The following is a 25589-nucleotide window of genomic DNA, read 5'->3' as shown; positions in this document are numbered from 1 at the left end:
CCGGCGCTTCGCGCCACCTTCTCCCACAAGGGGAGAAGGGAAGAAAGAATCCGACGTGCTCGCCTATATCGCCAGACGCATCGTCTATGTCATCCCGATCGTCATCAGCGTGGCGCTGGTGTGCTTTCTGCTCGTGCACATCACGCCGGGCGATCCGCTGGTTGCCGTGCTCCCCGCAGACGCCTCGCAGGAGCTCGCGGCGCAGCTCCGCGCCGCCTATGGTTTCGATCGTCCGCTGCCGGTGCAGTTCGGGCTTTGGCTGCTGCGCGCGCTGCATGGCGATCTCGGCAATTCCATCGCCACCGGCCGACCCGTGCTCGCCGAGGTCATGCGCGCGGTCAGCAACACCGTCACGCTGGCGATTGCAGCGGCGATCATCGGCTTCAGCATGGGCATCCTGCTCGGTCTGATCGCCGGCTATTTCCGCGAAACCTGGATCGACAAGGTCGCGACCTCCTTCGCCATCGCCGGCGTGTCCGTGCCGCATTACTGGCTCGGCATGGTGCTCGTCATCATCTTCTCGGTGCAGCTGAACTGGCTGCCCGCGGTCGGCGCCGGACCCGGTGGCTCCACAGCCTGGGCATGGGACTGGGCGCATCTGCAATATCTCGTGCTCCCTGCGATCACGACGTCGGTGATTCCGATGGGCATCGTCACCCGCACGGTGCGCGCGCTCACCGGCGACATCCTCTCGCAGGATTTCGTCGAGGCATTGCGTGCCAAGGGTCTTCACGAAACCGGCGTGTTCCGCCATGTGATCAAGAACGCCGCCCCCACCGCGCTCGCGGTGATGGGACTTCAGCTCGGCTACATGCTCGGCGGCTCAATCCTGATCGAGACCGTGTTTTCCTGGCCGGGCTCGGGCTTCCTGCTCAACTCCGCGATCTTCCAGCGCGACCTGCCGCTGCTGCAGGGCACGATCCTGATCCTGGCGCTGTTCTTCGTCTTCCTCAATCTGCTGGTCGATATCGCGCAAGCCGCGATCGATCCGCGCATCAAGCGGGGCTAGCCGATGAGCGAGCTTCCGTTGTCCGCCACCGTCGATGCCGCGCTGCAGGCTGCGCCCGCCACCAAGGCACGCGGCTATTGGGCGACCGTCGGCCGCCGTATCCGGCGTGACAAGGTCAGCATGGTCTGCGCGCTGGTGCTGCTGCTGATCTTCCTGTCCGCGGTGGTCGCGCCCTGGCTCGGACTTGAGGATCCCTACAAGGGCTCGATGATCCGCCGCCTTCGGCACATCGGCACGGTCGGCTACCCGCTCGGCACCGACGAGCTCGGCCGCGACATGCTGGCGCGGTTGATCTATGGCGGACGGCTATCGCTGGTCATCGGCATTCTGCCCGTGATTCTCGCCTTCTGCATCGGCACCTCGCTCGGGCTTGTCGCCGGCTATGTCGGCGGCAAGCTCAACACCGCGATCATGCGCACCATCGACGTGTTCTACGCCTTCCCCTCCGTGCTGCTCGCGATCGCGATCTCCGGCGCACTCGGGGCCGGCATTCTCAACTCCATCGTGTCGCTGACCGTGGTGTTCGTGCCGCAAATCACCCGCGTTGCCGAAAGCGTCACCACGGGCGTGCGCAACATGGATTTCGTAGAGGCCGCGCGCGCGTCAGGCGCTGGTCCCTTCACCATCATGCGCGTGCACATCCTCGGCAACGTGCTGGGCTCGATCTTCGTCTATGCCACCAGTCTCATTTCGGTCTCGATGATTTTGGCGGCCGGTCTCTCCTTCCTCGGCCTCGGCACAAAACCGCCGGAACCGGAATGGGGCTTGATGCTGAACACCTTGCGCACCGCGATCTACGTCAATCCCTGGGTCGCAGCTCTCCCGGGCGCGATGATCTTCGCGGTCTCGATCTGCTTCAATCTGCTCTCGGACGGCTTGCGCAGCGCCATGGACATCAGGAATTAGGCATGAGCGAGAGTAACACGTTTGTTGAAATGCTGGAGCCGATCGAGGATTTCGGCGGCGTCGCGCAGCCGCTGCTTCAGGTCAACGGCCTGACCAAGCACTTTCCGGTGCGTGGCGGATTATTCGCGGCGAAGCGCACCGTGCGCGCCGTCGATAACGTGTCCTTCTCGGTCGCGAAGGGCGAGACCGTCGGCATCGTCGGCGAGTCCGGCTGCGGCAAGTCGACCACCGCGCGGCTGCTGATGCACCTGATGCAGCGCGATACCGGTGACATCATCTATGACGGCATGAGCGTCGGGCAGTCGCTGTCGCTGCGCGAGTTGCGCCGCGGCATGCAGATGGTGTTCCAGGACTCCTACGCCTCGCTCAATCCGCGCCTGACGATCGAGGAGTCGATCGCGTTCGGCCCGAAAGTCCACGGCATGGCCGACAGCACAGCGCGCGCGCTCGCGCGCGAGCTGCTCGGCAAGGTCGGCCTGGTCCCTGCAAATTTCGCCAACCGCTATCCGCACGAGATCTCCGGCGGCCAGCGCCAACGTGTCAACATCGCGCGCGCGCTCGCGCTGTCGCCGCGGCTGGTGATCCTCGATGAAGCGGTTTCCGCGCTCGACAAATCCGTCGAGGCGCAGGTACTGAATCTCCTGGCCGACCTCAAGCGCGAATTCGGCCTGACCTACCTCTTCATCAGCCACGACCTCAACGTCGTGCGCTACATCAGTGATCGCGTGCTGGTGATGTATCTCGGCGAGGTCGTCGAACTCGGCCCGGTCGACCAGGTCTGGGACAGTCCCGCGCACCCCTACACGCGCGCGCTGCTTGCTGCGATGCCGTCCTCCGATCCTGATCGACGCACCGAGCAGCCGCCGATCACCGGCGATCCGCCCAACCCGATCGATCCGCCCCCGGGCTGCCGCTTCCACACCCGTTGCGCGTTTGCGGAGCCGCTCTGCGCAAATGCAGCACCAAAACTCACGGCCGTCGATAGAATGGGCCACGAGGCCGCGTGCTACATGGCAATTCCGGGTTCAGGCCATAGCCGCGCGCCCCGAGAGGAAACCGCATGACGAGACCGACACCGAAAGAGATCAAGCCGATCGCGCAAATCGCGGGCGTTCCCGTGGACGACGAGATCGCAACGCGTATCTCCAATTCCATCGGACCCGCCTTCGAAGGCTTTGAAGCCATCGCCGGCACGCTGCCGTTCGACCTCGAGCCCGCGCTCTACCCTATCGCGCAGACGCTGAAGGTGTCGAAATGAGCACCGAGCCTGCCTTGATGACGCTCACCGAGGTCGCGCGTGCGATCGCGATGAAGCAGCTGTCCTCGCATGAGGTGACGCGCGCGCTACTCCATCGCATCGCGCAATGGCAGCCGCATCTCAACGCCTTCATGTCGATTGAATCCGAGGCTGCATTGAAAGCCGCCGATGCCGCCGATGCCGAACTCGCGAAGGGCAAAGTCCGTGGTCCCTTGCATGGCGTGCCGCTCGCACACAAGGACATGTATTATGATGCCGGCCATGTCGCGACCTGCGGCTCGCTGATCCGCCGCGATTTCGTTCCGACCGTGACGTCCACCGCCTTGCAGCGGCTGAAGGACGCCGGCCAGGTGCGGCTCGGCACGTTGCACCTTGCGGAGTTCGCCTATGGCCCGACCGGGCACAACGCCCATTACGGCCCGGTGCGCAATCCCTGGAACGTCGCCCATATTACCGGCGGCTCGTCCTCCGGCTCCGGCTCGTCGGTCGCCGCGCGGCTGACCTTTGCGGCGCTCGGCTCGGACACCGGCGGCTCGATCCGCATGCCCGCGCATTTCTGCGGCGTCACGGGCTTGAAGACCACCGTCGGCCGCGTCAGCCGCGCCGGCGCGATGCCGCTGTCGCAATCGCTCGACACGGTCGGCCCGCTCGCGCGGACTGCGGAGGATTGCGCGCTGTTGCTTGCGCTGATGGCAGGTCTCGATCCCGCGGACTCGACCACGAGCCACGAGCCGCTGTCGGACTATGTCGGCGCCACCAAGGGTTCGCTGAAGGGCCTCAAGATAGGCGTGCCCGCATCCTTCTATGTCGACGACCTCGACAGCGAGGTCGCGCGCGTGCTGGACGAGACCATCGCCGTGCTCAAGCGCGAGGGTGCCGACATCGTCTCAGTCGAGCTGCCGGATCAGCGGCAACTGCAGGCGGCGAGTCAACTCGTGCTCGCGGCGGAAGCTGCGGCGTTCCACAAGCGCTGGATGATCGAGCGCCCGCAGGATTATGGCGCGCAGACGCTGATGCGGCTTCAAAACGGCCTCGCTGTTCCCGCCATCACTTATCTCGAGGCGATGCGCTGGCGCGGTCCGGCACTCGCCGCGCACAATGCAGCCACGGCCGGCGTCGACGCGATCATCGCGCCGGCATCGCCGGTGCCGGCGCCGACGATCGAGGAGAGCGATGTCGGCGGCGGACCGAATGCGCCGGCCATGGTGCAGCGCCTGACGCTGTTCACCCGTCCGGTGAATTTCCTCGGCCTGCCGTCGCTCACCATTCCCTCCGGCTTCACCAAAAGCGGCCTGCCAATTGGCATGCAGCTGATCGGCCGCTCCTTCGATGAAGCGACCCTGCTTGCCATCGGCGCGGCCTTCCAGCGCGTCACCGACTATCACGACCGGGTACCCAAACTGCCGTCATGACAAAGCTCGTCGACATCTCAGGCCTCAACATCCGCTTCACCGGCGAGCGCACGGTTTTTGCCGTGAACGATCTCAGTCTCTCGCTCGGTGACGGCGAGGTGCTGGGCCTGCTCGGCGAGTCCGGTTCGGGCAAGAGCGTGACCCTGCGTGCGCTGATGCGGCTGCTGCCGCGCAAGCGCACGCAGATCACGGGCAAGGTCAACGTGATGGGCCGCGATGTGCTCGCCATGAACGACGAGCAGCTGTCGTCGTTCCGCGGCCAGACGGTGTCGATGATCTTTCAGGAGCCCGCGCTCGCGCTTGATCCGGTCTACACCATCGGTGAGCAGATCGCCGAAAGCGTCGTGCGCCACGAGGGCAAGTCTTATGCGGAGGGCAGAGCGAGGGCATTCGAAATGCTCGAGGTCGTGCGCATTCCCTCGGCCAGACGCCGGCTCGACGCCTATCCGCACGAAATGTCCGGCGGCATGCGTCAGCGCGCGATGATCGCGTTGGCGCTCGCCTGCCGTCCCAAGATTTTGCTCGCGGACGAGCCGACCACCGCGCTCGATGCCACCGTGCAGATTCAGATATTATTGCTCTTGCGCGAGCTGCAACGCGAGTTCGGCATGTCCGTCATCTTCGTCACCCACGACATTGGTGTTGCGATCGAGATCTGCGACCGCGTCGCGGTGATGTATGCCGGCCAGATCGTGGAGCAGGGCACGCTTCGCGATATCGTCCGCAGCCCGGTGCACCCCTACGCCAAGGGCCTGCTCGCCTCGACGGTCCACGGCGCCAAGCGGGGCGCGCGGCTCGAAACCATCCCCGGCACCCCGCCGTCGCTCGCCGAAAAACCCCACAACTGCTCTTTCGCCCCCCGCTGCGCCGTGGCCCAGCCGCGCTGCGTCGAGCAACTGCCTGCGAATGTCGAGGTCGGGCCAGGCCGGGCGGCAAGGTGCGTGTTGGCGGAGCCGGTCACCGCGCTGTCATGATATTTAGACGGCAACTGGGGGGCGGGAACAGCATTCAGACCCCATTCATCCCGGTTCCCGTTCCATGGCCCTCGTTCATGGAAAGGGACTTCAACTTATGTACATTTCTGGCGAAAGCCTCATCGTCATCCTGTTCGTCGGCCTGGTTGCCGGCTGGCTCGCCGGCAAGGTGGTGCGCGGAAGCGGGTTCGGCATCATCGGCGACATCGTGATCGGCATCGCCGGCGCGTTTGTCGCGAGCTTTCTGTTCCCGAAGCTCGGCATTCACATCGGCGCCGGGCTGGTCTCGGAGATCATTTATTCCGCGATCGGCGCTGTCATCCTGCTTCTGGTGGTCCGCCTGGTGCGCGGCGGCGGTCGGCTCTAGCAGCCCGCGCGGCTGGTCGATCGGAACTTTGTGCCTCTCCCCAGGCTGGGGGGAGGCGGTGATGTCTGCTATAAAAAACCGCAAAGACTGTGAAATACCGGATTTGCGTGCGGGGCCGTCAAGGGTAGATGTGGCTCATTAGGGCCTGGATGAATTACGATGCGTTGGTTGCTGGGGAGAACACCCTATTAATCCGGGTCGAGTACCCCTGAACGGCCTGTGAAATTCAGGGGCTTTGCCCCCTTACCCGAAAGAGATCAGACTGATGGCAGCCCTCCCTGGCGTCCGCCGTTCGGAGCTCGGGGACGCCTTGCGCGCTTGTCGCACGGCGTTCATCGGCGTCGGCTTCATGAGCTGCATGATCAACCTGCTGTATCTGACCGGGTCGATCTTCATGCTGGAGGTCTACGACCGGGTGCTGCCGAGCCGCAGCGTTCCGACCCTGGTCGGCCTGATCGTCATCGCCAGCTTCCTCTATGCGGCGCAGGGCGTGCTCGACATGATCCGCAACCGGATCCTGGGGCGGGTGGGCACTGCGCTGGATGAGGCCCTCAACAAGCGTGTGTTCGACACCGTCGTGCGCCTGCCGCTTCTGGTCGGCAGCCGCAACGAGGGCCTCCAGCCGCTGCGCGATCTCGACAATGTCCGTTCCTTCCTCGGCGGCATGGGCCCGAGTGCGTTCTTCGACCTGCCCTGGCTGCCGCTCTATCTCGCCATCTGCTTCGCCTTCCACGTCATGATCGGCGTCACCGCCCTGGTCGGCGCCATCATCCTGGTGGGCCTGACGCTGGTCACCGAATTCATGTCCCGCCAGCCGGCGCGCGAGGCGATGGGCCTTGCCGCCCAGCGCAACGATCTGGCTTCCTCCAGCCGTCGCAACGCCGAAGTCATGGTGTCGATGGGCATGACCGGCCGGATGAACGCGCGCTGGAGCGAGGCCAACGAAAAATATCTCGCCGGCAATCAGCGCGCGAGCGACGTCGCCGGCGGTCTCGGCGCAGTCGCAAAAGTGCTGCGCATGATGCTGCAATCGGCGGTGCTCGCAGTCGGCGCCTATCTCGTCATCCACCAGGAGGCGACCGCCGGCATCATCATCGCCGGCTCGATCCTCTCCGCGCGTGCGCTGGCGCCTGTCGATCTCGCCATTGCGCACTGGAAATCCTTCGTCACGGCCCGCCAGAGCTGGCAGCGCCTCACGCGCCTGCTGGAGCAGATGCCGGCGCAGACGATGCCGACACAGTTGCAGGCACCCACCAGCCGCCTCGCGGTCGAGGGCCTCGCCATGGTGCCGCCGGGCAACCAGCGCCTCATCGTCCAGGACGTCACCTTCGCGCTCGAAGCCGGCAGCGCCCTCGGCGTGATCGGACCAAGCGGCTCCGGCAAATCGTCGCTGATCCGCGCGCTGGTCGGCGTCTGGCATCCGGTGCGCGGCAAGGTGCGGCTCGACGGCGCGGCGCTCGACCAATGGTCGTCCGACGCGCTCGGACGCCACATCGGCTATCTGCCGCAGGATGTCGAGCTGTTCGGCGGCACCATCGCGCAGAATATCAGCCGCTTCGATCTCGAGGCCAAATCTGACGGCATCATCACCGCGGCCAAAGAAGCCGGCGTGCATGAGATGATCATCAAGATGCGCGAGGGCTACAACACGCAAGTCGGCGAGCAGGGCACCTCGCTCTCCGCAGGCCAGGCCCAGCGCGTGGCGCTGGCGCGCGCGCTCTACGGCAATCCGTTCCTGATCGTGCTCGACGAGCCCAATTCCAATCTCGACACCGAAGGCGACGAGGCGCTGACCCGCGCCATCCGTACCGCCCGCGACCGTGGCGCCATCGTCATCGTGGTGGCGCACCGGCCCATCGGCGTCGAGGCGGTCGACCAGATCCTGGTGCTGCGCGAGGGCCGCATGCAGGCCTTCGGCCCGAAAGAGCAGGTGCTCTCCCAGGTGCTCCAGCCGCGCGCGACCCCGCCGGCGCCGATCAAAATCGTCAGCGAAGGCGGAAAGTCATGAGCTCGATGGCCATTGGCGGCAAGCCTGCCGCAAAGCGGACCGTGCGGGAATCGATCCGGTTTCACCTGATGCTCGGGCTCGGGATCATCCTGGTCCTCGTCGTCGGTCTGGGCGGCTGGGGGTCGACCGTGCAGATCTCGGGCGCGCTGATCGCGCCGGGCCAGATCGTGGTCGAATCCAACGTCAAGAAGGTGCAGCATCCGACCGGCGGCGTGGTCGGCGAGCTGCGCGCCCACGACGGCGACGTGGTCAAGGCCGGCGACATCGTGGTGCGGCTGGACGACACCGTCACCAAGGCGAACCTCGCCATCGTCACCAAGAATCTCGACGCCGCGCAGGCGCGCACGGCGCGGCTCCAGGCCGAGCAGCGCGGTGTCGACAGGGTCGACTTCCCGCAATCGCTGCTCGATCGCGGCAACGATCCTGACGTCAAGAACCTGCTCGACGCCGAAACCAAGCTGTTCGACGTCCGCGTCAACGGCCGCGCCGGCCAGAAGGCACAGCTTCGTGAACGCGTTCAGCAGCTCAACGAGGAGATCGAGGGCCTCTCCGCGCAGGAGAAGGCCAAGGACAAGGAGATCTCGCTGGTGCAGCAGGAGCTCGTCGGCGTCCGCGATCTCTATGACAAGCATCTGGTGCAGCTCTCGCGCCTGACCACGCTCGAGCGCGACAACGCCCGCCTCAACGGCGAGCGTGCGCAATACATCGCCTCGCGGGCGCAGGCCAAGGGCAAGATCACAGAGACCGAGCTCCAGATCATCCAGGTCGACAAGGACATGGTGAGCGAGGTCTCCAAGGATCTGCGCGAGACCAACGACAAGGTCGGCGAGATGATCGAGCGCAAGGTCGCGGCCGAAGATCAGCTTCGCCGCGTCGACATCCGCGCGCCGCAGGACGGCATGGTACTGCAATCGACGGTGCATACCGTCGGCGGCGTCGTCACCGCCGGCGATGCGCTCATGCTGATCGTGCCGCAGGCCGACGACCTCCAGGTCGAGGCCAAGGTCAATCCGACCGACATCGACAAGCTCCAGATCGGCCAGAAGACGCTGCTGCGCCTGTCCGCCTTCAACCAACGGACCACGCCCGAGCTCAACGGCGTCGTCACCCGCGTCTCGCCCGACGTCACCACCGACCAGCGCACCGGGCAGAGCTATTACACCATCCGCGTCTCGATGCCGGCGGAAGAGGTCGCCCGCCTCGGCGATTCCAGGCTGATCCCCGGCATGCCGGCGGAAGCCTTCGTCCAGACCGGCGACCGCACCATGCTGTCCTACCTGATGAAGCCGCTGCACGACCAGCTGATGCGGGCGTTCAGGGAGAAGTGACGCGCGAAAGCGCGACATCCCGGAGCGCGCTTGGCGCGCATCCGGGATCTCGATCGGCAGGCGCGATCTCGTAGGGTGGGTTAGGCGAAGCCGTAACCCACCACTTCTCCATCCGCAGAGGCAGAACTGGTGGGTTACGCTGCGCTAACCCACCCTACGGCTCCTCCTTCTTTGCTATAGTTCGACTCAAGCCCCAGCAACCCGGCGGTCGAACCATGCAATCCCCACCCTCCATCGCCACCAAATCCTTCGCCGACGCCAGCCTCGCCGTCGCCCGCCTCGAAGAGATCTACGAGCGCAACACAAAATTCCTGCGCGACCGGTTCGAGGCTTATGTCAACGGCGAGGCGATCACGACGCGGGTGCGGGCCTACTACCCCTTCGTCCGCCTCACCACTGCGACGCATGCGCGGCTGGATTCGCGGCTCGCTTACGGCTTCGTCGCCGGGCCCGGCGTGCACGAGACCAGCGTCACGCGGCCGGATCTGTTCCGCAGCTATCTCACCGAGCAGATCGGCCTGCTGATCCAGAACCACGGCGTGCCCGTCGAGATCGGCGAGTCCGCCGAGCCGATCCCGATCCATTTTGCCTATCGCCGCGACATCAACATCGAAGCCGCCATCACCACCAGCGAGAATTCCACAATCACGCGCTCGCTCCGCGATGCGTTCGATGTGCCTGATCTTGCCACGATGGACGATTCGATTGCCGACGGCACATTTGAGCTTCAGCCCGGCGCGCCCGAGCCGCTGTCGCTGTTTCGGGCTGCCCGGGTCGATTACTCGCTGCGCCGGCTCTACCACTACACCGGCACCGACCCCGAGCATTTCCAGAATTTTGTCATCTTCACCAACTACCAGTTCTATGTCGACGCGTTCGCGCAGCTCTGCCAGCAGCGGCTTCAGTCCGGCGAAGCCGGCTTCGAAGCTTTTGTCGCACCCGGCAACGTCATCATGCATGCTGGCGGCGCGACGACTGGAGACGCGCCGGCGCGCATGCCGCAGATGCCGGCCTTCCACCTGGTCGCATCAGGCTATCGCGGCATCACCCTGATCAACATCGGCACCGGCCCTTCCAACGCGCGCAACGTCACCGACCACGTTGCCGTGCTGCGTCCGCATGCCTGGCTAATGCTCGGCCATTGCGCGGGCCTGCGCAACACGCAGCGGCTCGGCGACTACGTTCTCGCCCACGGCTATGTGCGCGAGGATCACGTGCTCGACCGCGAGCTGCCGCTGTGGGTACCGATCCCGGCGCTCGCCGAGATGCAGGTCGCGTTGGAGGAGGCGGTCGAAGACGTCACCGGGCTCGAAGGCTTCGAGCTCAAGCGCCTGATGCGCACCGGCACCGTCGCCAGCGTCGACAATCGCAACTGGGAGATCTCGGGGCCCGAGGTGATCCGCCGCATGTCGCAATCGCGTGCGGTCGCGCTCGACATGGAATCGGCTGCGATCGCCGCCAACGGCTATCGCTTCCGTGTGCCTTACGGAACGCTGCTCTGCGTCTCCGACAAGCCGCTGCATGGCGAGATCAAGCTCGCAGGCATGGCCAGCGAATTCTACCGCCGCCGCGTCGGCCAGCATCTCGAGATCGGCTTGAAGGCGCTGGAGCGGCTCAAGCAGCAGGAGTCCGAGCGCCTGCACTCGCGAAAACTGCGGAGCTTTGCCGAGGTCGCGTTTCAGTAACGCGCTCATCTTCCGCGACTGGAAGGACAGGAGAACTGTCGCACGAGTGCTGGCGTCTCCGTTAGCACTCGTCACGGAACATCGAAGCCAGCGCAGGGAGCGGTCTTGCAGGACAAGTCTTACGCCCGCTCTCGCTCCAATTTGTCCAGCAGTTCGCGGTCGAGGAAGATTTCGACGTTCCTGCACGCCACCTTGGAAGGTGCTTCGGGGTGACGATACCAGCCATTTATCGTCAGCAGCGGTGGGAACGCCGGCGGCTGGTTACGCGTCGCATAGGTGAGCGCGACGAGCTGTGCTCCGCCGGACGCGACAGCGTAGATTTCGGTCGGCGGCGAAATCCGGTCCATGACGGCCTTTTTGTCTTGGACGAATTGCGGTCGGCGCGGAAACCTGACGAGAAAGTGTTCGGCCGGCGCGGTGTCGAAGGTCTGATCGTCCTCCACTTGCGAATCATCCGGGCCGCGCCTGAACCGATGATACGGGCCGGAGCCTTGTTCGTGAATGAAGACGCCGCCGACGGCGCGGTCGGCCAACAGGAAGCGTTCAAGCGCACAATTCACCAGCGCATTGTCTTCACCTTCAATCACGATACCGCCGGACCTGGCAGGCAGCGCGACCTTGGGAATGGCGGCGATCTCGGCCCTTTCCCGCGCTCTGGCCTGAAGCACTGAAGCAAAGGATAGAGCCCAAAGCAGGAATGGGATCGAAGCTGCCACAATTGCAACGATCGCAATGGCGTCACGCTTGGCGCAGATGCGAAGGATCGAAGCGGTGACCACGGCATAGAGCACGAATGTCGGCACGAAGACGGGGACCAGGTAGAGCCCAAGCAGAATGGGGAGCAGATAAATGGTCTCGACCAGGTCGCCGGGCGGCAGGGTCGACCAGAGCAGGGAGACGAGGGCAATGATCGCGCCGATCATCACTGCGCGCTTCGGCTGCCAGAGATTCGACCCGCTGGATGTGGCCGGCGCGGTTGCCGGGGGTGGCGACCACCAGAGCCGATAGGCTGCCAGCGCGAGGAAGAGTGGCATTGCATAAATGGCGTAAGACAACGGCAGGTATATCGCACGGTCGATCTGGGCCGGCATGCTCATGAGGAGGAGGGGAAGAACAAGCCTGTCTCCGCGTTCGATCGCGCCAATGGCGATCCATCCCGCCAGAACGAGCAACGCCGCGTCCACGATTGTGCCTCCCGCGTTGCGCATGGCGTTGCGCGCCGGCACCGCCAGCAACGCCATCAGGAGCAGCCCGAACATCGCAAACACAGGCAGAAAGAAAAGATACGCACGTAAGGAAAACAGCCGATCGGTTCCTGCGACTTCCAGGATCAATTGATCGCCATAGAGCATCAGGGGCGGCAATGCAGCGAGTGACGGGCGCAAGCCGGCGTCACGGGCCCTGCGCATGCATATGCTCAGGATCAGCACGAGCGGGACGGCAAGAAGGATCGGCCAGAACAAGGGCGCGGTCGCACCACACAGACCCAAAGGGCAGTGCGGCTCGAGTGCCTTGACCAGAGAAGGAAACAGCAAGCTCGTTCCTGCCAGCAGCGCAATGGCGACGGCCGCGCGCCGGACATAGGCAGAGCGATCGAGAACGCCGGTCCACATGAACATGGCATGCTCCCTGCCACATGAGCATCGTCTCAGGATACAATCTGGGAGGGAGTTGGCCGAGTCGAATTTTCGGCGAGCTCCGTGTCAGCATTGCTGACAAGCCGGCAAAAGTTCAGCATTGTCCGTCGCGGGGGCTCGACCGGGACGACTTGATGCCGCTGACGCGCGACAGGATCATCGGCCATGACCTCGAACGTCTGGCCTTCCGCTTCACCATGCTGAACGATGGTGACGTCGTGGACTGTCAGATCAGCGACGCCGCGATGGATGAGCTCGCGGGCATGCAGGGCACCGAAAGCAGCGCGCGCCAGGCGCAGTTTTTGTCCCTGCGCGAAACCATCGAGCGGATCGCATCGGATCTCTACGACGAGGCGCCGCGGGTCCACGGCTATGTGGTGCGGATTTTCATGCGGCATTTGGCGCGATAGAAGGGCATGTGCGCAACTCGCCATGGCTGCGAAAGGATTCATTAAGGGCAGCCTGTAGTTGCAATGGAGGACGGCGACGCGGCGTGAGATTATGACCGGCAGTAGCCACGCCGGAAAGTTCGCATGACCAGACGATCCATATTGCTGCTCGTCGCCGTCGCCCTGCTGGCCGGAAACCTCGCATATGCGAACCTCTCCGGGCCGAGCGCGTTTGTGCGCGATTTCGATCAGAACATTGCGCGCTTTCCTTTGGCCGCGTCGATTGCCCGCAGCGATCCAGCTCTTAGGGCGGTCTTCCTTCGGGAGACTGAAGAGGCGTTCAGCGAGGGCGGATGGCCCGCCGCCAATGGCGTGCTCAACATGATCCTGGCCAACGAGATGGAATCCTATGCCGACGACGAGCACATCAATGCCCTGGACCGGGCGGAGCTGGCGGCCCTCCTGAAGCTCGCGAGCAACCCATTGGCCTGCAAGTCCTACCTTCTGGCTGGTTCCCAGCGCGGTGAGTTTCTGGACGCAGCGCAGGAGTTTGCGGATCTTGGGGCGGCACATGGGGCGGCGATCGCAAACGGCTTCGAACGCAAGATGAAGGGTGTTGCCCGGTCAGAAGCGAGCGACGCGGAGATTGCGGCGATCGAAACGCAATTGCGTCTGGGGCCATTCGCGGAGCTCACCCGGCAGGAGCTTGGAGCCCAGTCGAGATATCTCGACGGTAACGCTGGTTTGATGTGCAGCGCGGCGACCAAGAAGCAGCTCAATCTGCTTTCAGCGGACAGTGCCGACTCGGCCTACGTCTCTCGCATGCGGAGAGCCAGGACGTACAACATCGATATCGTCGAGGTTCGCGCGAAGCTGTGCCGCGAGCCCGGCAACGGCTTGTCCTGCTCTTAACCTAGTTATCCCTCGAGCTTCCTCAGCAACAATCTCAGCGCCGTCGCCGCGAACACCTGCATGTTCGCCAACCGATCATTGCCCCCCGTCTCCAGCGTCATCACCTCCGCTGCGGGGCCCGCGACGGCCATGCAGCTATGGCCGGCGGCATCGCCGTAGCGGTTGCCGGTGGGGCCGGCTGCGCCGGTCTCGGACAGGCCCCAGTCGGAGCTGAAGCGGCTGCGCATCTGTTCGGCCAGCAGTTTCGCGTAGGGCTCCGACGAGGAGCGAAAGCCCTTCATTCCTTCGTCCGAAATATCCATCAGCACACGCCGGGCATCGCGGGTGTAGACCACCGCACCGCCGAGGAAGTAAGCGGATGCGCCGGGCACCGCGAGCAGGCTGGCCGCGATCAGGCCGCCGGTCGAGGATTCCGCGACCGCAATGGTCTGCTTGCGCGCGATCAGTTTGGCCGCGACCTGTTCCGCAATGCCGACGAGTTCTTTCATCCCAAAACCCCTTATTCATTCGCAACTGAGCTCAGCCTTTCTAGCATATGACAGAAGCCTTGGCCGAGTTGCAGGTGACGGGCAGGCCTGCTTGAATGGCGGAAAGAGAAAGCGGAGCGGCCAAGCGCCGTCCGCGACAAAACGAGGAAACGCAAGAGGGAGACGTGATGGCGTCCCTGATCGCCGGCGGGGTGGATTGCGATGTGCATCCGGCCGTGCCGCATCTGACCAGCCTGCTGCCGTACCTGAACGACTATTGGCGCGATCAGGTGACGACGCGCGGCATGGTCGATCTCGTCTCGCAATCCTATCCGAAGAACTCGCCGATCGTGGCGCGGCCCGATTGGCGGCCCGAGACAGGCAAACCTGGCGAAAGCCTGGAGGACATGCAGCGCCATGTGCTCGATCCCTTCCAGCTCACGCACGCCATCTGCAATCCGCTTTACGGTGTGCAAATGGTGTTCTCGGAAGATTTGCAGGCCGCCTTCTGCCGCGCGCTGAACGACTGGCTCGTGAAGGAATGGCTCGACCGTGACAAGCGGCTGCGCGGCTCGATCGTGATCCCCACGCAGAGCGTCGAGAAGGCCGTCACGGAGATCGAGCGTTGCGCGCAGGACCGGCGCTTCGTCCAGGTGCTGATGCTGGTGATGGGCGATACGCCGCTCGGCAAGCGCGCGCTGTGGCCGATCTATGAAGCGGCGGAACGGCTCGACCTGCCGGTCGGCATCCACGCCGGCTCCGCCTATCACAATCCGCCGACTGCGGTGGGGTGGGGTTCCTACCACATCGAGGATTATGTCGGTCAGGCCCAGGCGTTCCAGACCCAGCTCACCAGCCTGATCGTCGAGGGCGTGTTCGTAAAATATCCGCGGCTGAAAATGGTGATGCTGGAATCCGGCGTCTCCTGGATCTCGCCCTATCTCTGGCGCCTGCACAAATTCTGGCGCGGAGTGCGGATGGAGACGCCTTGGGTCGATCGCGCACCTCTCGAAATTGTGCGCAGCAACATCCGCTTCTCGTTACAGCCATTTGATGCGCCGCCCGACGCTGAGACATTAATTCGCCTGTTTGATCATATGCAGTCCGACGAATTGGTCCTATTCTCGACGGACTATCCGCACTGGCAGTTCGACGGCCAGGACGCGCTGCCCGAGGGCTTGTCCCCCGATCTCGTGCGCAAGATCATGATCGACAATCCGCATGCAACCTATCCCCGCCTGAATTGAGCCCGCTGCCAAAGGAGGCAAGGCGATGAATATCCAGTTCCGCGAAGGCCTAGAGGCCGCTTCCTCCCCGACGACGAAAACCGCGATTGCGGACTGCGACATCCATCCGGCGCGCGCGACCCGCACCGAGCTGTATCCTTATCTCGCCAAACGCTGGCAGCATCATCTCGAAGTTTACGGCGTCCATGCCTACCAGGGCATGATGGAAGGCCCGCCCTACCCTAAGGCCCAGCCCAATGCCTCGCGCCGCGATGCCTATCCGCCGGAAGGCGGCCCGCAGGGTTCTTCGCTCTCCTTCATGCAGAAGCAGTTGCTCGATCCCAACAACGTGCAGCTCGGCGTGCTCAATCCGCTCAACACCGGGCAGGGCATCCGCAATCACGAGCTCTCGGCCGCGTTGTGTTCCGCGATCAACGATTGGCAGATCGACAAATGGACCAGCAAGGACAAGCGGCTGAAGGCGTCCATCGTCGTCGCCAATGAGGACGGGCTGTCGGCCGCCGCCGAAATCCGCGAGCGCGCCGGCGACAAGAACTTTGTGCAAGTGCTTTTGCTCAGCCGCAATGTCGAGCCGCTCGGCCAGCGCCGCTACTGGCCGATCTATCAGGCCGCGGAAGAGGCCGGGCTTCCCGTCGGCGTCCACGCCTTCGGCTTCGGTGGCAACCCGATCACGCCGTCGGGCTGGCCGTCCTATTACATCGAGGAGATGGTGGGGCATTCGCAGTGCCAGCAATCGGCGCTGGCAAGCCTCGTGCTTGAAGGCGTGTTCGAGCGCTTTCCGAAACTGAAGATGGTCATGATCGAGGCCGGCTTCGGCTGGGCGCCGTCGCTGGCGTGGCGGCTCGACAAGGTCTGGCAGCGGCTCAGAAGCGAGGTGCCGCATGTCAAACGGCCGCCGTCGGAATACATCTGCGAGCAGGTGTGGTGGACGACGCAGCCGATGGAGGATCCCGAGCGGCGCGAGGATTTGTTCGACGTCATCAAATGGATCGGCTGGGATCGCCTCTTGTTCGCGACCGACTACCCGCATTGGGACTATGACGAGCCGTCGCGTGTGTTGCCGGCGGGCGTCAGCGAGGATAATCGCGAGGCGTTCTATCTCGGCAATGCGAAGAAGCTTTACGGACTGGCTTGATGGCGCGTCATGTGATTGCCGCCGTCGACGAGCTGCCGCCCGGCACGCGAAAATTCCTGGAGATCGAGGGACGGCCGATCGCGGTCTTCAACATCAAGGGCGAATATTTCGGTTTGATGAACCGCTGCCCGCATCAGGGCGCAGCACTGTGCGAGGGGCCGCTGATCGGGCTCGCGCAATCGAGTGATCCCGGCGAAATCGAGTACACCAAACTCGGCGAGATCATCCGCTGCCCCTGGCACGGCTGGGAGTTCGACATCCGTACCGGCCAGTCCTATTGCGACCCCCGCCGCTTCCGCGTGAAGGCGTATCCGGCCCATGTCGAGCCGGGCGCGAGCGTGGTGAAGGGGCCGTATGTCGCCGAGACTGTTATGGTGAAGGTCGAGAGCGACTACGTGGTGGTGGAGCTGTAGCGCGCGCCGCATCGGCAGTGCGCTCCCTCGCCCCGTTCTTACGAGGAGAGGGCTGGGGTGAGGGGCCTCTATCCACACGTGAGATCGTCGTGGGATCTGTACCCCCTCACCCGGAATTCAAGCTGCGCTTGAATTCCGACCTCTCCCCGCAGGCGGGGAGAGGTTAAGGACAGCGCCCCAGAATGACTTCGTCTTAATGCCCCGCAACCGGCTCCGCTATCGGATCATACGTCGTCACCGCCTGCTTGCCGCCGCGATAGACCACCGAGGCCGCGATGATGCCGAGGACGGCCGCGAGCATCAGCCAATAGCCGGGTGAGGCCTTGTCGCCGGTGTGCTCGATCAGCAAGGTCGAGGCGAATGGCGTGAAGGTGCCGAACAGTGCGGCGGCAAGCGCGAAGGCGAGCGAGAAGCAAGTGGTGCGGACATGTGCCGGCACGATCTCGACGAGAGCACCGAGCATGGTGCCGCTGTACATGCCGAAATAGAACGAGAACATCATCTCGACCGCGAGCAGCTTGCCGAAGGTCGGCGCCGCCACCAGCCAGTGCAGCGCCGGATAGGCCGTGACGAGCGCCAGGCAGGCGATGGTGAGCAGCACCGGCTTGCGGCCGACGCGGTCGGACAATGCGCCGCCGACCGGATTCCAGAAGAAATTGGTGACCGCGACCAGCAGCGTGACCAGCAGCGCATCCTGCGTCGACAGTTTCAGCACCGACTTGCCGAAGGTCGGCGTGTAGACGGTGACGAAATAGAACGTCGTCGTGGTCAGGACTGCGATCATCATGCCGAGGATGACGATGCGCCAGTTGGCGAGCGCGGAGGCGAACACCTCGTTTGCCGTCGGATGCTTCTTCATTGCCAGAAATGCCGGCGTCTCCTGCAGCGACCGCCGCAGGAAGAAGATCAGCGGGATGATCAGGCAGCCGACGAAGAAGGGAATGCGCCAGCCCCAGGCGGTGACGGTTTCGGCCGGCATCATCTCGCTCAGGATAAAGCCGAGCACCGACGCGACGAAGATTGCGACCTGCTGGCTCGATGACTGGAACGAGGTGTAGAAGCCGCGGTTGCCGGGCGTGGAGATCTCCGACAGGTAGACCGAGACGCCGCCGAGCTCGACGCCGGCGGAAAAACCCTGCAGCAGACGTCCGATCAACACGATGATCGGTGCAGCGACACCGATCGTCGCATAGGTCGGGCAGAACGCGATCACCACGGTGCCGGCGGCCATGATCGCGAGCGTGACGATCAGGCCCTGACGGCGGCCGATGCGGTCGATGTAGGCCCCGAGCACGATGGCGCCAACCGGGCGCATCAGGGCGCCGAGCCAGAACACGCCAAACGTATTGAGCAGCTGGGCCGTTTCATTGGTGGAGGGGAAGAACGCTTTGCCGATGGCGGCGGCGTAGAAGCCGAACAGGAAGAAGTCGAACTGCTCGAGGAAATTGCCCGAGGTGGCGCGCAGGATCGCGCCGATGCGCGACTTGATCTCGGGCGGATTGCTTGAAGCTGCAGGTCCAGCCATGACGTTTCTCCCCTAAAGACACGGCCGGACCGGAACTCATTTCACGGCAAGGCGACAGATTGATGCTGCGACAATCTGTCTACCCCTTCCCGCGCGAGGCGGTGCGAGTCAATCGAATTTGCCGGGGAAGTTGATGATTTTTCAGGCCTTATTTTGCGTTGCAGCGATCATCCATTCGCGGAACGCGGCGAGCTTGGGCGCCTCGCGGCGGCCCTGCGGCGAGACCAAATAGAAGCCGGCATCGGCCGGCAACGCGATCTTGAAAGGGACGACCAGCCGGCCCTTGGCGATGTCGTCCTGCACGTAGGACGTCCGCCCCATTGCCACGCCGATGCCGTCGATCGCGGCCTGGATGGTCATGAAAATCATGTCGAAGGTGATGCCGGGCTGCCTGGCGATGTCGGCCGGCAGGCCCGCCGCCGTCAGCCACAGCCGCCAGTCGTCGCTATTCGCATTGGATGTGTGCAGCAGCGGGTAGCCCTTGAGATCCTCCGGCTGGCGCAGCGGCTTGTCGCCGCGTAGCAGGGATGGGCTGCACACCGGAAACAGCTCGTCCGCCATCAGCCAGTCGGCGCGCAGGCCCGGCCATTGGCCGCGGCCGTAGCGGATCGCCGCATCGACATTGTCGCGCTGGAAGTCGACGAGGCTTGTCGATGTCGTGATGCGGACGTCGATGCCGGGATGCTGCTCCTGGAAATCGGTCAGCCGCGGCAGCAGCCATTTTGCCGCGAGTGAGGCCAGGGTCGAGACCGTCAGCACTTTGTCGTCGTCCTTGCGCAGCAGGCGATCGGTCGCAAGGCGAAGGTCGTTGAAGGCGGCGCGGACGCCCGGGAGGTAGTCGCGCGCCTCCGGCGTCAGCGCCAGCGCGCGGTTCTGCCGGACGAACAGGCGGATGCCGAGCTCCTCCTCGAGCCGGCGGATCTGATGGCTGATCGCGGTCTGGGTCACGTTCAGCTCGGACGCCGCCAGCGTGAAGCTGAGATGGCGCGCGGCGGCCTCAAAGGCCCGCAAACCGTTCAGGGACGGCAATCTGGCAGTCATCTGGCAGCAGGATACATGACGTTATTTCATGCGAAGAGGTACAAATTGTCGTTTGTCGCAGTGCGATTGGAAGCAGATATTAGCGGTCAACTTAGCTCTAGGAGCTGAAAATGTCTACTTTGACCCACAATTCGATGACAAATCATCATGCACCCGGCCTGATCCAGCAGATCGGCGAGACGCTTCACGTCTGGCACGAGCGCTACCGTAACAGGCGCGAACTCAGCAACTGGACGGCCCGCGATCTTCACGACGTCGGCCTGTCCTGGACCGACATCGCCTACGAGGCCGACAAACCCTTCTGGCGGGCCTGATTGGCCGCCAAGCCGGCGCCGCCTGACTGTGGGGGCGCCGGCGGTCCCCTTTTGCCTTTGGTCCCTTTGGGGCGCGTGTCATGAGCACTCTTCGCCTGGAAGATTTGAAGCAATATTCCGACGTGCTGCGCACCCGGCAGGGCGAGCTGCTCAACGTGCGCTTCGTCGAGCCGCGCGACACCGAGGAGCTTCAGCACTATTTCCGCTCGCTCACGACCCGCTCCCGCTACAGCCGCTTCTTCGGCGCGATCAGCGAATTGCCAAAAGGCCTGCTGAGCGAATTCCTCGATGTCGGAGCGCGCGAGCGTTTCACGATAGTTGCGACCAAGATGGTCGACGGCTTCGAGACCATCGTCGCCGAGGCGCGCTACGCGCTCCATGCCGAGACGTCGACGCTCGAATTCGGCCTCTCGGTCGACGACCGCTGGCAGGGCCACGGCATCGCCTCCGCGCTGATGAAGAATCTGGAATGCCGTGCGGCCGCGCTTGGCGCCGAGCACATGTTCGGCGACACCCTGCGCTCCAACCAAGCCATGATTTCGCTGGCACGCAAATCCGGCTTCGCCTTCGTTAATCATCCGGATGATTGGAAGCTGGTGCGCTTCGACAAGGAGATCAACGTCGCGCCCAAAGACATTCCCTGCGCGAGCTGGCGTCTTGCCGCCATTTCCCGTCAGGCCGAAAGCCCCTCAGCCTCGGTCTGACACCACTCCAAGCCCGGCCTGGTCATCCAGAGCCGGGTATTTTTTTGTTTCGCCTTACTTCCCCGTGAACACCGCCTTGCGCTTCTCGATGAACGCCTGCACGGCCTCCTTGTGATCGGCCGTGGTGGTCAGGCGGATCAGGCGTTCGGCTTCGTGGTCGCGCGCGGTTTCGAAATCGAACAGCACGGCCTCGTCGAGATTGTCCTTCATGTAGCGCAGCGCGAGGCGTGGACCCTCGGCGAGGGACTTTGCCAGGGCGAAGGCCTCGGCCTGTAATTTGTCGTCGGGCACGATGCGGTTGATGAGGCCGATGGCTTCGGCACGCGCGGCATCGACGCGATCGCCGGTGAACAGCAGCTCGCGCGCCCGCGCGGTGCCGACCAGACGGGTCAGCAGCCATGCGATGCCGTAATCGCCGCTGAGCGCGATGCGGGCGTAGCCGGTGGCGACGAAGGCCGATTGCGCGGCGATGCGGATGTCGCAGGCCATGGCGATGGCGAGGCCCGCGCCGACCGCGGGGCCGGGGAGAGCGGCGATCGTCGGCTTGCGCACGGACACCAGCGCGCCGGTGAGCAGCCGCTGCCGCTCCTGGAGGTCGGCGACCTTGTCGTCGAAGGACATTTCGAGCTTCTTGGGATCGCGATGCGCGCCCATGCCTTTGACGTTGCCGCCGGCACAGAACGCTTCGCCTGCGCCGGTAATCAAGAGCGCGCCGACGTCGGGATTCTCGCCGCAACTGCGAATCATCGTGCGCAGCGCCGGCGTCAGCGTGTCCGACAGCGCATTGCGCGCCTCCGGCCGGTTCAGCGTGATGACAGCGACGCGGTCGCGGATGACGCAGAGCAGTTCATTGGTGCCGGTATCGATGGTGGTTTCCGTGGTCATGTCGCTCTCTTTCTTTCGTCATTGCGAGCGAAGCGAAGCAATCCAGACTGTCTCCGCGGAAATGGTCTGGTCCTCGCAATGACGGCTGTTAAATTATCGCCTCAAAACTTCTCCACCCACGGCCGCAGCTCGAGCTCCCAGCTCCAGGCACTGCGCGGCTGCTGCAGCACGTTCCAATAGCTCTCCGCGATCGCGTCGGGATCGAGCATCGAATCCGGCTTGTCGGCGGCTTCCGTGCGCGCCGCGCTGCGGATGCCGCCGTCGATGACGAAATGCGCGACATGGATGCCTTGCGGTGACAGCTCACGCGCCAGGCTCTGCGCGAGGCCGCGCAGCGCGAACTTGCCCATCGCGAACGAGGCTGACTGCGCATAGCCCTTGACGCTGGCCGAAGCGCCGGTGAACAGGATCGCGCCGTGCCTGTTCGGCAGCATGCGCTTGGTTGCCTGCTGCGCCACCAGGAAGCCGCCATAGGCACTGATTGCGATCGCCTGCGCGACGTCGGCCGGAACGAGATCCACAAATGGCCCGCGCGTGCGGCCGCTGGCGTTGTAGACGACGAGGTCGGGCGTGCCGATCTCGCGCTCGACCAGGCCGAACAGCCGCTCGACCTCCTCCGGCTCGGTGGCGTTGCAGGCATAGGCCTTGGCGCCGGTCTCGCTGCAGAGCGCACCAAGCTTTTCGATTTTGCGTGCGGCCAGTGCGACGCGGATGCCCTGTGCGGACAGCAGCCGCGCCAGCGAGGCGCTGAGGCCTTCGCCGGCGCCGACGATGAGCGCGATCTTGTACTTTGGATGTTCCATGGCGTGATCTCTCGGAGACTGGGAGCCGTTGATCTATGCATCCGCCGCGCGGACAACCAGCCGGCTTGATCACAATTCCGCAGAGCGAATTGCTCCCTCGCGGCGATCATGCCTCCCTGACAATTTGCGGCTTTATCCAATCTGTCGGCTGGAGCATGATCGACATCATCCCAAGCGGCAAGCGCTAAACAGCGTAAAATGTCCGCAGGGCGCGGAAACGAAGAGGGCGATCATGCGACATCCGGGCACAGCACAGGAGAAAAATGTCGCGGCCGCACCATCCGGCCTGCTGGCGCCCGATACCACTGGCATGAATTTCTACCGCGCCGATCAGGCGCTGAGCGATCTCCTGCGCATCCATCTGCCGGACACGCTGTTCCGTCACATCGAGCCGCATCTCGATCGGCTCGGCGAATTGGCGGGCGGCCGTTTGGACGCGTGCGCTCGGCTCGCCGACCGGCACACGCCGGTGCTGCACCAGCGCGACAAGTTCGGCCGCGACGTGCAGTCGATCGAATATCACCCGGCCTATCGCGAGCTGGAAAACGCCGCCTTCGGCGAGTTCGGCATCCATGCGCTCTCGATCCGCAAGGGCATCATGGGTTGGCCGGACAAATATCCCGTCGTTGCAAAACACGCCTTCACGTTCCTGTTCAACCAGACCGAATTCGGCATGGGCTGTCCGATCAACGTCACCGACGGCTGCGCAAAGCTCCTGGCGAATTTCGGCAGCGAGGCGCTGAAGGCGAAATATCTGGATGGCCTGACTCAGACCGACATGAGCAAGCTGACCCAAGGCGGCCAGTTCATGACCGAGAAGGAGGGCGGCTCCGACGTCGGCACGCTGACGACGACGGCGGTGCAGGAGGGCGACCATTGGCGCCTCACCGGCGAAAAATGGTTCTGCTCGAACGCGGACGCCAAGGTCGTGATGCTGCTGGCGCGTCCCGAAGGCGCCGGCCCCGGTACGCGCGGCGTCGGCCTGTTCCTGATGCCGCGCTTCCTCGACGACGGCTCGCAAAACCACTACCGGATCGTGCGTCTCAAGGACAAGCTCGGCACCCGCTCGATGGCGTCGGGCGAGATCAAGCTCGAAGGTGCGATTGCGTACGCGGTCGGCAAGCTCGACCGCGGTTTTGTGCAGATGGCCGAGATGGTGAACTCGTCGCGGCTGTCGAACGGCGTCAAGTCGACCGCGCTGATGCGCCGCGCCTATCATGATGCGATGACGGTGGCGAAGAACCGCGTGGTGTTCGGTAGCCGCATCATCGACCTGCCGCTCGGGCGGCGGCAGATGCTGAAAATCATGCTGCCGGTCGAGCAGGCGCTGTCGATGAGCTTTCTCACCGCCGATGCGCTCGACCGCGCCGAGGCCGGCAGCCAGGACGCCGCGGCGCTGCTGCGTATCCTCACCCCGACCTTGAAATTCCGTGCCACCCGCGACGCGCGAAAAGTCTGCGGCGATGCGCTCGAGATGCGCGGCGGCATCGGCTATATCGAGGAGTTCGCCACGCCTCGCCTGCTGCGCGATGCGCATCTCGGCTCGGTCTGGGAAGGCACCGGCAACATCGTCGCGATCGATGCGCTCCGGCGTGCGGTCGGCCGCCATGGCGCGGAGTCCGCACTATCAGCCGATCTGCATGCGCGGCTCGACGACAGCGCCTCGGTGCCGCATGCCTGGCGCGACAATCTGCGCGGCCTCGTCGATCGCGCCGTCGGCTTCGCGCGCGAAGTCGCGGGCAAGTCCGAGAACGAGGCCGATGCGCGTCGCGCGACCAGCCTGCTCTATCACGTCGCAAGCGCGGTCGCGCTCGCCTGGGAGTCGCACCGCATCCACGACATGCGCGGCGATGCGCGCCGGCTGCTGCTCTCACGGCTCGTCATCGACCATCGCGTGGCGCCGAGCGATCCATTCCGGCTGACGGAAAATGCCGCGCAGCAAAAGATCGCCGCACTGCTGCTCGGCGATCGCGATGCCTCCATGAGCGAGGTTGGCGAACTGGTTCTGGCAGCGTAGGCTGCACGCCACGGTCAAACAAAAAACGCGACAGGGAGTGCTCGATGAAGGCCGCCGTCCTCCATGAAGTTAACAAGCCGCTGGTCATCGAGGATGTCAGCCTGCCGAAGCCCGGCCCGCGCGAGGTGCTGATCCGCACGTCGGTTGCAGGCCTCTGCCACTCCGATCTGCATTTCATGGAAGGCCTCTATCCGCATCCGCTGCCCGCGGTGCTCGGCCACGAATCTGCCGGCGTCGTCGAGCAGGTCGGCTCCGACGTGACGTATGTGAAGCCGGGCGATCACGTCGTCACGTGCCTCTCCGTGTTCTGCGGCACCTGCGATAATTGCACCACGGGCCGCACGGTGCTGTGCACCGACACCACCGTGAAGCTGCTGCCGGGCGTCTCGAACCGGATGCAATGGTCGCGACCTGAGAAGCTGCATCAGTTCCTCAATCTCTCGTCCTTTGCCGAGCAGATGCTGGTGCACGAGAACGCGATCGTCAAAATCCGGAAAGAAATGCCGCTCGATCTCGCCGCGCTGATCGGCTGCGGCGTCATCACCGGCTACGGCGCGGTGGTGAACACGGCGAAGGTGACGGCGGGTGAAACCGTGGCCGTGATCGGCTGCGGCGGTGTCGGCATGGCGGCGATCAACGGCGCGCAGATCGCCGGCGCCGGCCGCATCATCGCCATCGACACCAACCCTGCAAAGCTCCAGCTTGCGACCAAGTTAGGGGCCACCGACATCATCAACCCCGCCGACGGCGACGTCGTGAAGCAGGTCCGCGACCTCACCAATGGCGGCGTGCATCATTCCTTCGAGGTGCTCGGCCGCAAGGAAACCGCCGAGCAGGCTTTTGGCATGCTCGCCTCGGGCGGCACGGCCACCATCGTCGGCATGATCCCGTTCGGCCAGAAGATCGAGCTGCACGGCTTTGACTTTTTGCGCGAGCGCCGGATCCAGGGCTCGTCGATGGGCTCCAACCATTTTCGCGTCGACATGCCGCGGCTGGTCGATTTCTATCTGCGCGGACGGCTGCACCTGGAGGATTGGATCTCGGCCAAGCTGAAGCTCAGCGAAATCAACGAGGGCTTTGCCAGCATGAAGGCCGGCAAGACGCTGCGCAGTGTGATCGTGTTTGATAGTTGACACAACACAGGTGTCATCGC

Annotated in this window: 25 protein-coding genes; 19 read left to right on the top strand and 6 right to left on the bottom strand. The window is 64.3% G+C overall.

The window, feature by feature from the left end:
- The first annotated feature begins 55 nt into the window (after positions 1 to 55).
- The 10 genes from IVB29_RS32425 (at position 56) to IVB29_RS32380 (ending at position 10947) form a co-directional block, all read left to right on the top strand.
- The gene (locus IVB29_RS32425) at positions 56 to 1009 is read left to right on the top strand and encodes an ABC transporter permease (RefSeq protein WP_247507689.1); all 954 of its coding nucleotides are present in this window, start codon (positions 56 to 58) and stop codon (positions 1007 to 1009) included.
- A gap of 3 nt (positions 1010 to 1012) precedes the next feature.
- Complete coding sequence (locus IVB29_RS32420) at positions 1013 to 1915, top strand: ABC transporter permease (RefSeq protein ID WP_247507475.1); 903 nt, start codon at positions 1013 to 1015, stop codon at positions 1913 to 1915.
- Between the two features lie 2 nt (positions 1916 to 1917).
- The gene (locus IVB29_RS32415; RefSeq protein WP_247507474.1) at positions 1918 to 2979 is read left to right on the top strand and encodes an ABC transporter ATP-binding protein; all 1062 of its coding nucleotides are present in this window, start codon (positions 1918 to 1920) and stop codon (positions 2977 to 2979) included.
- Positions 2976 to 3173 (top strand): hypothetical protein, encoded by a 198-nt coding sequence (locus IVB29_RS32410; protein WP_247507473.1) that lies wholly within the window; start codon positions 2976 to 2978, stop codon positions 3171 to 3173. The genes IVB29_RS32415 and IVB29_RS32410 overlap by 4 nt, the downstream gene beginning before the upstream one ends.
- Positions 3170 to 4585, top strand: a complete 1416-nt coding sequence (locus tag IVB29_RS32405) for an amidase (RefSeq protein WP_247507472.1) — start codon at positions 3170 to 3172, stop codon at positions 4583 to 4585. Before IVB29_RS32410 ends, IVB29_RS32405 begins: the two co-directional genes overlap by 4 nt.
- Positions 4582 to 5559 (top strand): ABC transporter ATP-binding protein, encoded by a 978-nt coding sequence (locus tag IVB29_RS32400; RefSeq protein ID WP_247507471.1) that lies wholly within the window; start codon positions 4582 to 4584, stop codon positions 5557 to 5559. The genes IVB29_RS32405 and IVB29_RS32400 overlap by 4 nt, the downstream gene beginning before the upstream one ends.
- A 97-nt stretch (positions 5560 to 5656) precedes the next feature.
- A complete protein-coding gene (locus tag IVB29_RS32395) occupies positions 5657 to 5926 on the top strand; it encodes a GlsB/YeaQ/YmgE family stress response membrane protein (protein ID WP_247507470.1) in 270 nt (89 codons plus the stop codon).
- 265 nt (positions 5927 to 6191) lie between these two features.
- Positions 6192 to 7934: a type I secretion system permease/ATPase gene (locus IVB29_RS32390; RefSeq protein ID WP_247507469.1), complete on the top strand. Its 1743-nt coding sequence runs from the start codon at positions 6192 to 6194 to the stop codon at positions 7932 to 7934.
- Positions 7931 to 9262, top strand: a complete 1332-nt coding sequence (locus IVB29_RS32385) for an HlyD family type I secretion periplasmic adaptor subunit (protein ID WP_247507468.1) — start codon at positions 7931 to 7933, stop codon at positions 9260 to 9262. Before IVB29_RS32390 ends, IVB29_RS32385 begins: the two co-directional genes overlap by 4 nt.
- A gap of 215 nt (positions 9263 to 9477) precedes the next feature.
- A complete protein-coding gene (locus IVB29_RS32380; RefSeq protein WP_247507467.1) occupies positions 9478 to 10947 on the top strand; it encodes an AMP nucleosidase in 1470 nt (489 codons plus the stop codon).
- A gap of 119 nt (positions 10948 to 11066) precedes the next feature.
- On the opposite strand, the gene IVB29_RS32375 is transcribed toward IVB29_RS32380, so the two are convergent.
- Positions 11067 to 12566, bottom strand: coding sequence for a hypothetical protein (locus IVB29_RS32375; protein WP_247507466.1), 1500 nt, complete (start codon positions 12564 to 12566; stop codon positions 11067 to 11069).
- A gap of 152 nt (positions 12567 to 12718) precedes the next feature.
- Here IVB29_RS32375 and IVB29_RS32370 point away from each other — a divergent pair, with 152 nt between their 5' ends.
- Positions 12719 to 12994: a DUF1488 family protein gene (locus tag IVB29_RS32370; protein WP_346731319.1), complete on the top strand. Its 276-nt coding sequence runs from the start codon at positions 12719 to 12721 to the stop codon at positions 12992 to 12994.
- Between the two features lie 123 nt (positions 12995 to 13117).
- Positions 13118 to 13885: a hypothetical protein gene (locus IVB29_RS32365; protein WP_247507464.1), complete on the top strand. Its 768-nt coding sequence runs from the start codon at positions 13118 to 13120 to the stop codon at positions 13883 to 13885.
- A 5-nt stretch (positions 13886 to 13890) separates the two neighbouring features.
- Here the strand turns inward: IVB29_RS32365 and IVB29_RS32360 are convergent, their stop codons facing one another.
- Positions 13891 to 14373 carry a CinA family protein gene (locus IVB29_RS32360; RefSeq protein WP_247507463.1) on the bottom strand — a complete coding sequence of 161 codons (483 nt, stop codon included), beginning with the start codon at positions 14371 to 14373 and terminating at the stop codon, positions 13891 to 13893.
- Positions 14374 to 14540: 167 nt separating this feature from the next.
- On the opposite strand from IVB29_RS32360, the gene IVB29_RS32355 reads away from it, so the two are divergent.
- Genes IVB29_RS32355 through IVB29_RS32345 form a run of 3 tightly spaced genes read left to right on the top strand, consistent with a single transcriptional unit; the run spans position 14541 to position 17147 of the window.
- The gene (locus IVB29_RS32355) at positions 14541 to 15599 is read left to right on the top strand and encodes an amidohydrolase family protein (RefSeq protein ID WP_247507462.1); all 1059 of its coding nucleotides are present in this window, start codon (positions 14541 to 14543) and stop codon (positions 15597 to 15599) included.
- Between the two features lie 25 nt (positions 15600 to 15624).
- Positions 15625 to 16734, top strand: coding sequence for an amidohydrolase family protein (locus IVB29_RS32350; protein ID WP_247507461.1), 1110 nt, complete (start codon positions 15625 to 15627; stop codon positions 16732 to 16734).
- Entirely contained in the window at positions 16734 to 17147 is a 414-nt protein-coding gene (locus tag IVB29_RS32345) for a Rieske (2Fe-2S) protein (RefSeq protein WP_247507460.1), read from the top strand. The genes IVB29_RS32350 and IVB29_RS32345 overlap by 1 nt, the downstream gene beginning before the upstream one ends.
- A 193-nt stretch (positions 17148 to 17340) precedes the next feature.
- Here IVB29_RS32345 and IVB29_RS32340 read toward each other — a convergent pair whose 3' ends face one another.
- Positions 17341 to 18672, bottom strand: a complete 1332-nt coding sequence (locus IVB29_RS32340) for an MFS transporter (protein ID WP_247507459.1) — start codon at positions 18670 to 18672, stop codon at positions 17341 to 17343.
- Between the two features lie 141 nt (positions 18673 to 18813).
- Positions 18814 to 19713: a transcriptional regulator GcvA gene (locus IVB29_RS32335; RefSeq protein ID WP_247507458.1), complete on the bottom strand. Its 900-nt coding sequence runs from the start codon at positions 19711 to 19713 to the stop codon at positions 18814 to 18816.
- 110 nt (positions 19714 to 19823) lie between these two features.
- Here IVB29_RS32335 and IVB29_RS32330 point away from each other — a divergent pair, with 110 nt between their 5' ends.
- The gene (locus tag IVB29_RS32330; protein ID WP_247507457.1) at positions 19824 to 20027 is read left to right on the top strand and encodes a DUF1127 domain-containing protein; all 204 of its coding nucleotides are present in this window, start codon (positions 19824 to 19826) and stop codon (positions 20025 to 20027) included.
- Between the two features lie 80 nt (positions 20028 to 20107).
- Positions 20108 to 20731, top strand: a complete 624-nt coding sequence (locus IVB29_RS32325; RefSeq protein ID WP_247507456.1) for a GNAT family N-acetyltransferase — start codon at positions 20108 to 20110, stop codon at positions 20729 to 20731.
- Positions 20732 to 20785: 54 nt separating this feature from the next.
- Here IVB29_RS32325 and IVB29_RS32320 read toward each other — a convergent pair whose 3' ends face one another.
- Positions 20786 to 21616 carry an enoyl-CoA hydratase gene (locus IVB29_RS32320; protein ID WP_247507455.1) on the bottom strand — a complete coding sequence of 277 codons (831 nt, stop codon included), beginning with the start codon at positions 21614 to 21616 and terminating at the stop codon, positions 20786 to 20788.
- A 101-nt stretch (positions 21617 to 21717) separates the two neighbouring features.
- A complete protein-coding gene (locus IVB29_RS32315) occupies positions 21718 to 22419 on the bottom strand; it encodes an SDR family NAD(P)-dependent oxidoreductase (protein ID WP_247507454.1) in 702 nt (233 codons plus the stop codon).
- Positions 22420 to 22651: 232 nt separating this feature from the next.
- Here IVB29_RS32315 and IVB29_RS32310 point away from each other — a divergent pair, with 232 nt between their 5' ends.
- Positions 22652 to 24436, top strand: a complete 1785-nt coding sequence (locus tag IVB29_RS32310) for an acyl-CoA dehydrogenase family protein (protein ID WP_247507453.1) — start codon at positions 22652 to 22654, stop codon at positions 24434 to 24436.
- Between the two features lie 44 nt (positions 24437 to 24480).
- Positions 24481 to 25569: a Zn-dependent alcohol dehydrogenase gene (locus IVB29_RS32305; protein ID WP_247507452.1), complete on the top strand. Its 1089-nt coding sequence runs from the start codon at positions 24481 to 24483 to the stop codon at positions 25567 to 25569.
- Positions 25570 to 25589: the final 20 nt, after the last annotated feature.

The organism is Bradyrhizobium sp. 1 (assembly GCF_023073315.1).
Taxonomy (GTDB): domain Bacteria; phylum Pseudomonadota; class Alphaproteobacteria; order Rhizobiales; family Xanthobacteraceae; genus Bradyrhizobium.
The sequence above is the reverse complement of the archived record's forward strand: the minus strand, read 5'-3'. Positions and strand labels throughout refer to the sequence as shown.

Coding starts and splice junctions, on each gene's coding strand:
- IVB29_RS32380 (WP_247507467.1), top strand. CDS start 9,478: ATGCAATCCCCACCCTCCATCGCCACCAAATCCTTCGCCGACGCCAGC.
- IVB29_RS32375 (WP_247507466.1), bottom strand. CDS start 12,566: ATGTTCATGTGGACCGGCGTTCTCGATCGCTCTGCCTATGTCCGGCGC.
- IVB29_RS32390 (WP_247507469.1), top strand. CDS start 6,192: ATGGCAGCCCTCCCTGGCGTCCGCCGTTCGGAGCTCGGGGACGCCTTG.
- IVB29_RS32365 (WP_247507464.1), top strand. CDS start 13,118: ATGACCAGACGATCCATATTGCTGCTCGTCGCCGTCGCCCTGCTGGCC.
- IVB29_RS32330 (WP_247507457.1), top strand. CDS start 19,824: ATGTCTACTTTGACCCACAATTCGATGACAAATCATCATGCACCCGGC.
- IVB29_RS32315 (WP_247507454.1), bottom strand. CDS start 22,419: ATGGAACATCCAAAGTACAAGATCGCGCTCATCGTCGGCGCCGGCGAA.
- IVB29_RS32350 (WP_247507461.1), top strand. CDS start 15,625: ATGAATATCCAGTTCCGCGAAGGCCTAGAGGCCGCTTCCTCCCCGACG.
- IVB29_RS32410 (WP_247507473.1), top strand. CDS start 2,976: ATGACGAGACCGACACCGAAAGAGATCAAGCCGATCGCGCAAATCGCG.
- IVB29_RS32370 (WP_346731319.1), top strand. CDS start 12,719: ATGCCGCTGACGCGCGACAGGATCATCGGCCATGACCTCGAACGTCTG.
- IVB29_RS32400 (WP_247507471.1), top strand. CDS start 4,582: ATGACAAAGCTCGTCGACATCTCAGGCCTCAACATCCGCTTCACCGGC.
- IVB29_RS32340 (WP_247507459.1), bottom strand. CDS start 18,672: ATGGCTGGACCTGCAGCTTCAAGCAATCCGCCCGAGATCAAGTCGCGC.
- IVB29_RS32415 (WP_247507474.1), top strand. CDS start 1,918: ATGAGCGAGAGTAACACGTTTGTTGAAATGCTGGAGCCGATCGAGGAT.
- IVB29_RS32310 (WP_247507453.1), top strand. CDS start 22,652: ATGCGACATCCGGGCACAGCACAGGAGAAAAATGTCGCGGCCGCACCA.
- IVB29_RS32335 (WP_247507458.1), bottom strand. CDS start 19,713: ATGACTGCCAGATTGCCGTCCCTGAACGGTTTGCGGGCCTTTGAGGCC.
- IVB29_RS32360 (WP_247507463.1), bottom strand. CDS start 14,373: ATGAAAGAACTCGTCGGCATTGCGGAACAGGTCGCGGCCAAACTGATC.
- IVB29_RS32325 (WP_247507456.1), top strand. CDS start 20,108: ATGAGCACTCTTCGCCTGGAAGATTTGAAGCAATATTCCGACGTGCTG.
- IVB29_RS32355 (WP_247507462.1), top strand. CDS start 14,541: ATGGCGTCCCTGATCGCCGGCGGGGTGGATTGCGATGTGCATCCGGCC.
- IVB29_RS32385 (WP_247507468.1), top strand. CDS start 7,931: ATGAGCTCGATGGCCATTGGCGGCAAGCCTGCCGCAAAGCGGACCGTG.
- IVB29_RS32405 (WP_247507472.1), top strand. CDS start 3,170: ATGAGCACCGAGCCTGCCTTGATGACGCTCACCGAGGTCGCGCGTGCG.
- IVB29_RS32345 (WP_247507460.1), top strand. CDS start 16,734: ATGGCGCGTCATGTGATTGCCGCCGTCGACGAGCTGCCGCCCGGCACG.
- IVB29_RS32420 (WP_247507475.1), top strand. CDS start 1,013: ATGAGCGAGCTTCCGTTGTCCGCCACCGTCGATGCCGCGCTGCAGGCT.
- IVB29_RS32395 (WP_247507470.1), top strand. CDS start 5,657: ATGTACATTTCTGGCGAAAGCCTCATCGTCATCCTGTTCGTCGGCCTG.
- IVB29_RS32305 (WP_247507452.1), top strand. CDS start 24,481: ATGAAGGCCGCCGTCCTCCATGAAGTTAACAAGCCGCTGGTCATCGAG.
- IVB29_RS32320 (WP_247507455.1), bottom strand. CDS start 21,616: ATGACCACGGAAACCACCATCGATACCGGCACCAATGAACTGCTCTGC.